This is a genomic window from Candidatus Poribacteria bacterium, from assembly GCA_009839745.1.
In the GTDB taxonomy this organism is placed as follows: domain Bacteria; phylum Poribacteria; class WGA-4E; order WGA-4E; family WGA-3G; genus WGA-3G.
Genome location: VXPE01000109.1, coordinates 1 through 12,729 on the forward strand (window position 1 = coordinate 1; position 12,729 = coordinate 12,729).

10 protein-coding genes are annotated in these 12,729 nt (G+C 48.1%); 8 read left to right on the forward strand and 2 right to left on the reverse strand.

The window, feature by feature from the left end:
* Window positions 1-83 precede the first annotated feature (83 nt).
* The 4 genes from F4X88_16560 (at window position 84) to F4X88_16575 (ending at window position 4,412) form a co-directional block, all read left to right on the forward strand.
* Window positions 84-866: a LamG domain-containing protein gene (locus F4X88_16560; GenBank protein MYA57895.1), complete on the forward strand. Its 783-nt coding sequence runs from the start codon at window positions 84-86 to the stop codon at window positions 864-866.
* A gap of 112 nt (window positions 867-978) precedes the next feature.
* Window positions 979-2,109 carry an aminotransferase class I/II-fold pyridoxal phosphate-dependent enzyme gene (locus F4X88_16565; GenBank protein ID MYA57896.1) on the forward strand — a complete coding sequence of 377 codons (1,131 nt, stop codon included), beginning with the start codon at window positions 979-981 and terminating at the stop codon, window positions 2,107-2,109.
* A gap of 217 nt (window positions 2,110-2,326) precedes the next feature.
* The gene (locus F4X88_16570) at window positions 2,327-2,533 is read left to right on the forward strand and encodes a hypothetical protein (protein ID MYA57897.1); all 207 of its coding nucleotides are present in this window, start codon (window positions 2,327-2,329) and stop codon (window positions 2,531-2,533) included.
* Window positions 2,469-4,412 carry an AAA family ATPase gene (locus tag F4X88_16575; protein MYA57898.1) on the forward strand — a complete coding sequence of 648 codons (1,944 nt, stop codon included), beginning with the start codon at window positions 2,469-2,471 and terminating at the stop codon, window positions 4,410-4,412. The genes F4X88_16570 and F4X88_16575 overlap by 65 nt, the downstream gene beginning before the upstream one ends.
* On the opposite strand, the gene F4X88_16580 is transcribed toward F4X88_16575, so the two are convergent.
* Window positions 4,409-5,803 (reverse strand): hypothetical protein, encoded by a 1,395-nt coding sequence (locus tag F4X88_16580; GenBank protein MYA57899.1) that lies wholly within the window; start codon window positions 5,801-5,803, stop codon window positions 4,409-4,411. The genes F4X88_16575 and F4X88_16580 overlap by 4 nt on opposite strands.
* Window positions 5,773-6,270, reverse strand: coding sequence for a histidine phosphatase family protein (locus F4X88_16585; GenBank protein ID MYA57900.1), 498 nt, complete (start codon window positions 6,268-6,270; stop codon window positions 5,773-5,775). The genes F4X88_16580 and F4X88_16585 overlap by 31 nt, the downstream gene beginning before the upstream one ends.
* A 345-nt stretch (window positions 6,271-6,615) precedes the next feature.
* On the opposite strand from F4X88_16585, the gene F4X88_16590 reads away from it, so the two are divergent.
* The 4 genes from F4X88_16590 (at window position 6,616) to mfd (ending at window position 12,586) form a co-directional block, all read left to right on the forward strand.
* On the forward strand, window positions 6,616-7,413 hold the full coding sequence (locus F4X88_16590) for a hypothetical protein (GenBank protein MYA57901.1): 798 nt from the start codon (window positions 6,616-6,618) through the stop codon (window positions 7,411-7,413).
* A gap of 12 nt (window positions 7,414-7,425) precedes the next feature.
* Complete coding sequence (locus F4X88_16595) at window positions 7,426-8,070, forward strand: hypothetical protein (GenBank protein ID MYA57902.1); 645 nt, start codon at window positions 7,426-7,428, stop codon at window positions 8,068-8,070.
* A gap of 96 nt (window positions 8,071-8,166) precedes the next feature.
* Window positions 8,167-8,985 carry a DUF3108 domain-containing protein gene (locus F4X88_16600; protein ID MYA57903.1) on the forward strand — a complete coding sequence of 273 codons (819 nt, stop codon included), beginning with the start codon at window positions 8,167-8,169 and terminating at the stop codon, window positions 8,983-8,985.
* Between the two features lie 115 nt (window positions 8,986-9,100).
* On the forward strand, window positions 9,101-12,586 hold the full coding sequence (gene mfd, locus F4X88_16605; GenBank protein ID MYA57904.1) for a transcription-repair coupling factor: 3,486 nt from the start codon (window positions 9,101-9,103) through the stop codon (window positions 12,584-12,586).
* Window positions 12,587-12,729 lie beyond the last annotated feature (143 nt).

The window sequence follows — 12,729 nt, forward strand, 5'->3', positions numbered from 1 at the left end:
GAGGCACTGCTACGTTATGTCGGATTATTACCGAATTAAATTCTGAAACTTCATTATATAATTATCCACTATGGAGGGAACACGTGAAACAACTGTTTATTGTCTTAGTCATTGCATTGGTTTGCAGCACGTATGCCGCTGCCGATTTGCTGGAAGGTCTCGTTCTGTATATGCCACTCGATGAAGGTAAGGGTAATAAGGTCGATGACTTCTCAGAAAACGGCTTTGAAGGTGAACTCAACGGCGGTCCTAAATGGGTTGATGGTAAATTCGGAAAGGCTCTTCAATTCAGCGCGTCCAGCGATTTCGTCGCTATTGAGGACGACGGGGCTTTCCACATCGAAGATGAAATTACACAAGCCGCATGGATTAATCTCGACCGACTGCCGAGTGCACACGCTATCGTTTTTGGCACACGCATGGGGGGTGGTGGAAGACACATCGGATTCGGCTACGGGATGAACCCTGGAAACGGCATCAAAGTCTGGACAAATGGCGCCGGTGGTGGGTTCTTGGACATCAACGATAACAAAACCGGGCTTGATACCGGGAAATGGTATTATCTGTCCTATACCCATACGAGCGACAACAAAGGCAAAGTCAAGATTTACGTCAACGGCAAAGTTACGCACGATCAGGATTCTAACAACCCTGTCGCACCCGCAGGTGCTACAAGCCAAATTCAGATCGGCACTTGGGCTGGTGAAGCGTGGCCCGGTATGGTTGACGAGGTTCGGCTCTGGAATCGCGCCCTCTCTGATGACGAAATGGAACAGAGTATGGATATGGGGGCTGAAGAATTTTTGGCTGTAAATCCGAAAGATAAACTCGCCACGTCTTGGGGCAAAATCAAGAGACTTCGCTAACGGAAACGAGGCGGCAATCTGTGTCGCCTCTCTTTTTGAGGTATCCAAAATTTCCGTTCAATCTCAACTTTCAGACAAATCCACACGTTTCACCGAATCCGTCATCCGCGGCATGACGCAACTCTGCCTACGCTATGACGCAATCAACCTCTCCCAAGGCACGCCCGCGTATCAACCCCCTCCTGAAGTCAAAGCCGCCGCAATTGAAGCAATTCAAGAAGGCTATAATCAATACAGCATCACGTGGGGGGCACCCGCGTTCCGTGAGGCAATCGCTCATAAAATGACGACGTTTAACGGCATTCCCACTGATCCAGACAGAAACGTGACCGTCACCTGCGGCTCAACGGAAGGCATGCTCTCCTCACTTCTCGCAATCATCAACCCCAGCGATGAGATTATCATTTTTCAACCCTTTTATGAGAACTACGGACCGGATACCATCATTTCTGGGGCAAAACCCGTCTATGTGGCATTACAAGAGACCTCCGTACCCGACGGGACTATCCGTTTTACCTACGATCCAACCGAACTCCGAGATGCCTTCTCTGCCAACACAAAAGCGATCGTCATAAATACCCCGAATAATCCCCTCGGCAAGGTTTTCACCCAAGACGAACTTCAAGAGATCGCAGACCTTTGTTGTGAATACGACTGCCTCGCTATCACCGATGAAATATACGAGCACATGATCTATGATGAGAAGCCCCATCTCAGTATCGGTTCACTGCCGCAAATGCAGGACCGGACGATTACCGTCTCAGGATTGAGTAAGGCGTATTCTATGACAGGGTGGCGATTAGGTTACGTCGCTGCCCCGGAGATATTGACCGATGCCATCCGTAAGATGCACGACTTCCTGACCGTCGGGGCACCGCACCCACTCCAGCGTGCTGGTGTCGTTGCCCTGAATTTGCCACCGAGTTACCATGCAACTATGGTCGCAAGATACGACAAGAACCGTAAATATCTTGTTGAGAACCTCACGAAAGCCGGATTCCGTTGTCACGAGCCGGAGGGGGCGTATTACATCATGACCGACATCACGGATTTTGGGTTTCCTGACGATACAGCCTTTGCTCATTGGTTAGTGAAAGAAATTGGAGTCGGCGGTGTGCCGGGCTCGAGCTTCTACAGTCGTCCACACCTCGGAAAGACGAAGTTTCGGTTTATGTTTAGTATGGCAGACGACCTTCTCGCCGAAGCCGCTGAACGCCTCATGCAGATCAAAACAAAAATCTGATAAGAATAGTTCTCAGTTATCAGTTCTCAGTTGTCAGTAAGAATAGTTCTCAGTTATCAGCTGTCAGTTATCAGTAAAGAGAGGTTCGTTATACCAAGCCTATAGCCTGCAACATCGGCGCAGGGTTTTTGCTTGGGTGTTTCTGCAGGGCTACGGAGAGGCAGATGAAAGGTCAAACCCACCTGACCGAACCGCAAGGTAAAATTAAAAATTAAAAATGGACATCTCACTTGAAAACGAAACGCAACATATCTACAGAAAAGAAATTGAGGCATTGATTCAGCGGGAAGAGAAGTATAGAGGCCTCGGTCCTGCTGAACTTGAAGCGATTGTGCGCGCATTTGAACTGACGTTGACCAATGGACGTGAAAAAGTGCGCGCCCAAATGCTCTACGATCTTATCCACCAAAAGAGAGACGACTGATATGCAGTTAGAGCGGATCCGTCTTAAGACTTTCGGCTGTTTTGAACAGCGCGATTTTGAGCTGCACGACGGCATCAATCTTATTTTCGGTCCCAACTTCAGTGGGAAAAGCACGCTTGTCAATGCTATCTTTTTTACATTAACTGGAAAACCGATCGTCCCACGCGTGGATACCTCGGCGATAAAAAATGCGAAAGCCTATAGCGGCACAGCAGGTTTGCAATTCATCGCAGCGGGTGAACGTTATCAACTCTACCGAGCGACCGGGAAACGCATCCAACTCCGTTCAGAAAAAAACGGGACGTGGCAGATCGTCTTTGATGAGAATCGTGTGCGGGTGACGGAAACATTGTTACAAGAACGATTTGGCATCATGCACGAGCAGCTTGCCCTCACCACCTTCCTCCGCGAAGGCGAGATTTTTGAGTTCCTCGCCCGACAATCCACGAGTCGACGCGATATTCTCCATACACTTCTCGGTATCGACAGGCTCATTGAAGTCCGGGAACGGTTCATTGACACACGTCGCATCGCGAAACGTGAGCAAGGCAGAATTCGCGCACATCAAAATAGTTTGCGGTTTAATGCCCAAAATGTGGATCAAGCCGAAATCGAACGCATTGAAGAAAAGTTGAAAGGCTTAGAAACCGCCTACAGTGCCGAAACGGGGGATACCGCGCTCATCGCAGAATGGCTACAGCAACAGGAGCGCTTACAAAAACGTCTGGATGTGCTTACACACGAGCAACGCGAGGCGTTACTCGGATTCAAAGGTATTGATCCGTTGCGAGAAATGATAACGAAAATTGAAGATAGTATTCAGGGGGCCGCGGGATTAGAAAAAAAACGGGAGGCACTTATACAACAGATTGGAAGTCTTGAATCGCAGATTGCGGCATTGACGAATGTCTGTAACACCCTCCGAACCCTGATTGAAAGCGATGAACAGCACTGCCCGACCTGTTACCAGCAGGTTGAGCGTGAAGTTCTGCAACAGATTGTTGATGAAAAGGAAACCGAAAAATCGCAACGGTGCACCGAATTGGAGACCCACAAACAATCATTGGAGACGGAAACCGAGAATTTAGAAAATCGCCGCGCGCTTGAACAACGACTTCAAACCTTGCGGGGACGTTTATCACGGTTTGAACAACACGCCGGCGAACTTAAGGAAATTCAGAGTGAACTCAGCACGTTGTCTTCTCGGTTAGCAGAAAGGGGAATCCAGGAACGGGACGCGTTGTCCTCTGAATCCGCCGCAGGATTAGACAAACCGAAGTTGAAAGCCCAAATTGATCAGGAACGGAAACGTTTGGACCGCCTCAAGCAGCAAGAGGCTGTCCGTTTAGATAGGCTGGGTGCCCTCCAGCGAGTTAACAGAGATGCCTCTAAAATTGAAAAGACGCTCCTGAGTTTAGAACTCGCCTGTGCAGGCGTTGACAAAACCATTGAAACCCTCCAACGTCAGATCCTCAAACCCGCTGAAGAGGAGTTACATCACTGGCTTGAAAAGATGCAGATCTTTTCCATTTCTCGCGGGAACGAGGGACAGACTCGCGTTGACCTCCAACGCCAACATTTACTCCCCTCACTTACGATAGATGGTGTCGATCGGAGTTTGATGTTGCTCAGCGGTAGCGAGAAGATGTTCCTCTATCTCTGTTTCAAGGTTGCCCTTGCCAAGGTATTAGGCAATCCCGGCTTTTTTGTCTTCGATGATCCGACACTTCATTTAGATGAAGAACGGAAAGCGTTGATGGTGGATTTCATTCGTCAGCTCGCTGAAGAACATCAGGTCGTCGTGACGAGTTATGATGAAGATGTCCGTGTCGGATTAGAAGGCGCGCATCTCATTGAGATGAGCAGAGAATCCGCCTAAAACCGTTCAAGATAGATATCGCCATTGTCTTTCTGGGTGTTGCTCCAGACGACACACCAGCGTCCCTCTCCAACGGTCACCACAAATGGGGGATAATGTTTCCCTTTACTTGTAGAAACAGCGATCCCATTTCTGTCCCACAAGGGTTTGCCTTCTAAATCAATTTGCTGGCGGTAGATAGCGTCACTGCTCTCCTCTCCGAAGTCCTCTCGATAGTCCAACCACACTACAGAAAAACGGTTTTCCGCAGCTCGCACGATGAATGGCTTGTCTTGATGTCCACCGGCTGTGCAAAACGGGATCCCATCCTTCTCCCAAACGAGGGTGCCATCAGCACGGATGCGCTGCATATATAAATCGGAATAGACATCGCGTTCATCCCTCCAAACGACGATGAAACCGCCTTCTCCGTCGTTCACAACCGAGGCATGTTTCTGGATCCCCGGGGCAGTGCAAATAGGAACCCCTGTGTCCGTCCACAATTTGCTACCATCGGGTGCAATCCGTTGGGCGTAAAGCTGATCGTTGATGAAATTCTCGTAAATCTGCCATAAAACGATGAATCCACCTGTCCCATCAGCAATCACCCGCGGTTCGCCCTGCATCCCTTCTGCTGGCGAGATGAGGCGCGGCGCGTCCCATAACGGTTCCGCGTCTAAACTCAGTCGATATGCCATGATATGCCAAGCATCATACCCGATGACATCCCACCAAACAATATAGAAACCACCCGTCCCGTCCGCGAGCAGAATCGGATCGCTCTGGAGGGATTCCGATGGAAAAACGGGGATTCCGTTAGGTTCCCACAGCGTTTCGCCCTTCGCAGTGATCCGTTGGATGTACAAATCTTGGAATTCGGAACTTCGACGTTCATCTTCCCAAACACAGATAGCCCCGCCTTCACCATCCCCCAAAATCGCTTGTGTGGATTGATCCGCACTGTTTATGCAAATAGGGATACCGTCTGTTTGCCAAAGCACATCACCCCCAAGACTCACGGCTTGCGCATAGATATCCCAATTACTTCTGTCGCGCCTGTCGTTCCAAACAACGATGGCGTGCTGTTTGTGCCGAATCATTCGTAAGCGACGTTGATTCCGATCCGCCCTACAGATAGCGGTCCCATTTTCTTCCCAACGCGGTGTGCCACCGCTATCAACACGCTGCGCGTAGACATCCCAATCCTTTCCTGTCCGGTAATCTTCCCACATAACAATAACACCCCCCTCACCATCGTCCACGACCCATGGGAGGAATTGCCCATCTTTAGCTGTCGAAACCGGAATTTCAGCCATGGAAGGTCTGCAGAGCGTGCAGAAGCCTGCAAATAGGAGAAGCAGCACCATTGAGAGCCATTGGCTCAATCGGTGAAAAGCGTTTTGGGAGTCCATAAATTGACTAAGGTTCCTCCTGTATTCAAGTCCAATTCTTCCCAGTGTTGAATCGGGAGTTCAATATGAGCAAGTGCTGCAGTTGGCATACGTCTGAACTCTCCCGTCAAGTAATTCACGAGTTGTTCCATTGTCGGATTATGTCCCACGACCATGACGCGCTCGTATTTTTTCGGCAATTCCTGTAAGGTCTCGAAGTAAACCCCAACGACGGCATCATAAAATATGTCTAATTTTTTGACCTTACCCCCATAACCGCATGCTTTTGCGACTTTACTCGCGGTTCTCCTTGCGCGCTTTGCGGATGAAGTGAGAATCCTGTCGGGCGTTAATTTTTGTTCACGCAGAAATTTTCCCATGCGTGGTGCGTCCCGTTTACCCCGCTTATTGAGAGGTCGATCATAGTCAGAGAATTCTGGATAATTCCAACTGGATTTGGCGTGTCGCAGAATCAAAAGTGTTTTCATTTTTTAATTTTTCCTTGCGGATTTCTAATTATTCCTTGCGGTTCGATCAAGTGGGTTGGATCAATAACGTTCCTTTCCGTATACCCGCCCTCCGCTACGCTTACGGGCTGCGCGCTTCGGTTTAACAAAAACCTCTTAACTGACAACTGATGAAGGACAACTGATAAAGGACTTAAGGGCTTTAAGAGGCACTCCTCGTATTGTATCACAATTGGGACGGAATGTCAATTTTTGACTTGCATTCCCACGTCTTTTGTGATAATATTTTATAAGAGCCTGTCAACGTATTTTGGAGAATAGCCGTTACAGAGTTCAACGCAATTCAAACTCTGGAGGAAATAGAACATGTTAGTCAAAATTAACGGAATCCTCATAACGCTATTCTTCGTTATGTTACTTGGTAATATCGGTGGATGTTACGTTGATACCAGCAATACAGATGATGAACCCCCCGCTACGCCTCGCGGTGTCAGAACCATTACAGGCGATGAGCAGGTTACCATCGAATGGTATCCGAATGGCGAATATGACTTGGCAGGCTACACAGTGTGGCGTGGACGCAACGACACAGATTTTAATGCCTTAGTAGAAGTATCGGAAAATACCACGCGTTATACAGATACAACAGTGAGCAATGGAGAGACTTACTACTACGCAGTTTCCGCTTATGACGTTGATGGGAACGAGAGCAAGTTGAGTCCCGAAGATGCTTGGGATACACCGCGACCAGAAGGGCAGAACGTCGTCCTTGACGATTACACCCTTTTCCCCGGCAGAAGTGGATTCGATTTTTCACGACCGGAGAAGGGAAGTATTCCTTGGGACACCCCCGCGACCGATGTTTATTTCGGCCTTGATACTGAAGTGAACGTCCGTTATCTCTATTCCGACAACGATACGTTCATGCAAGATTTGGGGTATCATGAATACTTCGATGGCGTTGATGTTGTTCCGGAATTTGGGTACACAACGCTATTCGTTGAACTCATTGAGGGGCATGTCTATGCTATCAATACACCTGATGGAAACTTCGCTAAGATTCAAGTTCGAAAGCTTTCCGACGATGCTGTCATCTTTGATTGGGCATACCAAACTGAACCCGAAAACATCCAATTGGCACCATCTCTTAAAGTGATTCAATAAGGAGTGCATTTCATGTTAAAAACAGTTGGAGCGGCAAAGGTAGCACCATTACACATCCTTCTTGTGTTTTTGCTACTTTTCATCTCCGGTTCTGTATCGGTAAACGCTGAAACCGCGTCCGTTGACGAAAATTCCGACGCTAAAAACCGTAAAACGCAACCCCTTTTCCGAAACTATTTGAGGACACCCGAATCTGAATCGGAGTATCCACTGTTTCGGGAACACGCAGAACGCTACTATCCAGCACTTGATCCGAAAAAAGCATCACGGTTGTCAACTTTTATGCCCGGACTGGGACAAGCTTACGCTGGCAATTATACAAAAGCCACGTTTTTCCTGACTGCTGAGTTAGGGACCTTTGCCCTTGCTGGCTATAATATCGCACGCGCCCTGCATTACAACGATCAAGGTGTATTTGAAACAGGATTTCAAGACATCCGAACGGGTGAATTTTTAACTTACGAACAGGGACGCACGCGTATGAAGAACCACGCCTTTCTCAGTGGTATCCTTCTCGCAACAGGCATTGGCATCCACGTATGGAATATTTTTGATGCCCCGAAGACAGCCGAAGCCTATAATAATCGAAGATTTTCTGTCCAAGTGCAACAAAGATATAATGGGAGCAGTTCTCTAATCTTCACACATAGGTTCTAACACCAAAAACTTAGTGTTTTGCTTGGGTATTTATGTAATGGAGGGGTGCTTTTGCGTACTGCTTGGGCATTTCCCCTTAAATATACGGAACGGAACATGAAATCAAAAACTTACCGAACCGAACCGCAAGGTAAAATTAAAACGTATGCTAAACATTTAATCTTCATCATTTTGCTCGTAGGGACGCTCGCTGTAAATAGTGCCTCCCGTTCACTCGTTGAAAGCCCCGACATCGCTCCGAATCCGCTGAGGGTCGGAGAAAAATTAACGTATGATATTAGTTGGAAAAAAATCCCTGCCGCCCGACGGACAGACTGGATTATGCAAAAAACATCAATGAAGGGAGAGGACGTTTATTACATCCACTCTGAAATGAAAACCCGTTCACTTTTCAGAGTCTATAGTTTCCAGAGGCACGAGGAAACGTATTTAAATCCGATGACCCTCTCACCGGTCTATTTTCGGAATCGCTTGCAAGATCAAAAATACCGCGCCACCGTCACAATCGATTTTCGAGAGGAAACCGCGGAATATGTAAAACTCTCACGCCCGAAATCGAAATCGCCTGAAAGGCGCGAGATAAAGGTCATAGAAATACCCGTTGGTACACAGGATGAACTGTCAACGCTCTACTTTCTGCGTTCCAAAGAATTTGAACTCGGTAAAACGTATTTCTTCCCGATTATCACCAAGGGGAAAGTCCAGAAGGTTACGCTCACTGTTGAACGTAGGGAGATGGTAAAAAGCAAGGCATTGGGCAGGGTCAAAACGCTCGTCTTGCAAACCTCAGCAGGCGACCGCTTCTGGCTTACGGACGATGCGCGTCGGTTACCTGTCAAAGCAGAGAGCAAAATAGGACAGTTGACAGTGAAAATCACTTTAGCCGATGTCGAATTTACGAAGTCCTCGGACTGAAGATTTTTTAACGATGAGGTTAACGAGCATATCTTAACGCACCTCACCGAACCGATAGGTATAATTAAAAACAGTGATAGAGCTTCTACGCAAAACGGAAAATTATCGAACGCTGGTGGCACACCTCAAAGCTGGAAACCAGAAACTCCCATGGCTCAGAGGATTGGCAAACGCCTCAACGGCGTATCTTTTGGCAACCCTCATCGACGATTTTCCGAAAAAATCCTTTCTGATTATCCTTCCTTCACAACGTGAAGCCGAGCAAGTTTTAGAAGAAATCTGGGCATATACTGCATATCCTGCTTCAGAAACGACAACGATGCTCGAGGCGCGGTCCAAGATACATCTGTTTCCAGGCTGGCACCGAAAAATTTTTGATGGTATCGCGCCCCCCAAAGAAACCGTCGCAGATAGAATCCGATGTCTGGAACACTTACTTTATCAAAAACGCAGTATCATTGTAACGTCAAGTCAAGCGATGCTTTACAGACTCCCGCCGCGCCACCGATTTGCCGAGGCATGTTGCGTCCTCAATCTCGGAGATGAAATAGATCCAGACGACGTCGCGGCGATGCTGATCCGCGGGGGCTATCAAAACGTTGAACTGGTAGAAGTCAAGGGTGAATTTGCGCGTAGAGGCGACATCTTAGATGTCTATCCACTTACTACCGATACCCCTATACGGGTCGAGTTCTTTGGCGATGAAGTCGATACGCTCCGTGCTTTCGATCCGATATCGCAACGTTCAACGAAACCGGTCAAATCGGTCACGCTTACACCGTTACGGGAAGTGCTTTCAGCCGATGTATCCGTCGACCATTGGCAAACCCAAGCGGAAGCGCTCATCCAAGCACACGCAACACCCCAATTGATAAACACGGTTCGGGAGATAACACACTCTCTAACAGAAGCGGCATCTTCTCAATATCAACTTCAGGGAGAGTCGGGAATCGGAGTTCCTGCCTACATGGATGGCATAGAGGGCTTGTTGCCGATGCTCGTTCCAGAAACCGAGTTACTTCCCGATTATTTGCCGAACGATACAATTGTCTGCCGCATTGAACCCCAGTGGCAGAAGCGCGAAGCCTCACAGATGCACGAACAGATGCAGGAGTTGTATCAAAAGAAACTGGAGGCATCCAATCTCATGGTTCCGCCGGATCAACTTCTTGCCTCCTTTGAAACACTCACCGCTGAATTTGAAAAGCATTCGGTTATTTCATCGTCCTTAGCACCACCCCGTGAGGTTATGGACCCTCAGATGCCGCCCTTGCATTTCGAGATGCAACCGTTGGCACTCCCCGCTGGCAACTATCAAACGATTATTAATCAGATGAAAATTTGGACGGAGCAAGGGATCCACATCCATGTTTTCTGTGAAACACCGCAACAGTCAAAGCGTGTATCTGAAATTTTAGCAGAACGCGAATTATTTCCGCCAGCTATTCAAACCAGTGTAGGGACAATTAGTGAGGGGTTCCTCAATGAATCCCTGAATCTCGTGGTTATTTCCGAGGATGAACTCTTTGGCAGTCGTCAGCACCGCCGTCCCATCCGACCGCGCCCTTCTACAGACGGAACGCCGATTCTCAGCCTCATCGATCTAAAGGTTGGGGATTATGTCGTCCACGTCTCACACGGTATCGCTGTCTATGATGGGATACGTCGATTGGCGATTGACGGAAAGTCCCAAGATTTTCTGATGCTCAGATACAGCTCGGATGACATCCTTTATGTACCGACCTATCAAGTCGATCTCGTTCAGAAATATGTCGGTAGCAAAGACAATTCCTATAAACCGCGTGTGGATCGTCTTGGTGGGGCTGCGTGGGGTCGCCGAAAGGGACGTGTGAAAGCGTCAATCGAACAGATGGCCGGGGAACTCCTCAAGTTGTATGCCTTTCGTCAAGCGCGTAAAGGTTTCAGTTTTCCCGCTGAAGTGCCTTGGCAAACTGAATTTGAAGCACTTTTTCCGTATCAGGAGACTGACGATCAGCTCCAAGCCATTGAGGACGTCAAGGCAGATATGGAAGATGAACGTCCGATGGATAGACTCGTCTGTGGAGATGTCGGATATGGAAAAACCGAGATAGCACTGCGTGCCACTTTCAAAGCCGTCATGTCCGAGAAACAGGTGGCAGTTCTTGTCCCTACGACCATTCTCGCCCTCCAACACTACGACACTTTTGAAAGACGTTTTCAACCCTTCCCCGTCAACATCGAAATGTTAAACCGGTTCCGCACACCGAAGGAGATAAAACAGATTAAAGAAGGGTTGGCGAAGGGCACAATTGATGTTGTTATCGGGACACACAGCCTGCTTTCAAAGACGGTCGCCTTCGACAACCTCGGACTCTTAATAGTTGACGAAGAACATCGTTTCGGTGTTAAGCATAAAGAAAAAATAAAACAATTCAAAGAAACCGTTGATGTCCTTACATTGACAGCTACGCCGATCCCACGCACACTCCACATGTCGCTGGTCGGTATCCGAGACTTTAGTGTCATTAACACACCACCAGCCGATCGATTGCCGATCCAAACGTATGTCATGCCTTATGACAGTGCCGTAATTCGAGAAGCCATCACGACAGAATTAGGGCGCGGAGGACAAGTGTTTTTTGTCCATAATCGCGTTCAGGACATCCAGAGTATCGCTTTAATTATTCAAGAACTGGTCCCGGATGCACGCATTGCCGTCGCACATGGACAGATGCCTGAACGTGAATTAGAAACCATTATGCTGGAGTTTGTGCGGCATAAACATGATGTTCTTGTTTGCACAATGATTATTGAGTCGGGATTGGATATTCCCAACGTTAACACGATCCTCATTAACCGGGCAGATGCCCTCGGTTTGGCACAACTCTATCAGTTACGCGGGCGCGTTGGGCGCGCGACCACGCAAGCTTACGGGTATCTCTTCTATCCACAAGACAGAGCAATCACAGAGGGGGCACAAAAGCGGCTGCGCGTTATCGAAGAATTTACGGATCTCGGCTCAGGTTTCAAAATTGCCCTTCGAGATTTAGAGATTCGCGGGACCGGAAATATCCTCGGTGCGGAACAGCATGGACATATCGTCACCGTGGGTTATGAACTGTATTGTAGACTCCTTGAGGAAGCGGTGATGGCACTCAAGGGTGAAAAGGTTGAGGAAACCGTGGAAACGCGTATCAATCTACCCGTTGAAGCTTATTTGCCGGATGACTACGTCCCGGATAGCCGTCAAAAGGTCTCTATCTATAAGAAAATTGCTGGATTGAAAGATCGAGAGGCACTTAATGAACTCCGTGAGGAGTTGAAGGACCGATACGGTGCGATACCTGAACCTGCTGAGATGTTGCTGGAGGTCGCCGACATCAAACAACTCAGCCAACATCTCGGTATTACAGCCATTGTTGCTGGAAAAGAACAAGTGAAGGTTACCTTTGATGAGAGGAAACCACGAATTAATGTGAAGAAATTCGTTGAAATAGTTCACCAAAATAAGAATCTCCAGTTGCAGCCGCCGGCACAACTTAAGATCCGCATGCCGGGAGTGACTGGTGCGAATATATTGACGGAATTGCAACAAACGCTTAGGGTGTTTGTTACGTAATCGTAAAAACGAAAGGTCAACTAAAGAAGATATGCTACGCGCATTATCCACAGCGCGTAAGCCTAACCAACGGGCAGGCTGGATATACGGAAAAACACTTCACTTCCTAAATCCACCTGACCGAACCGCAAGGAATGTTAAAA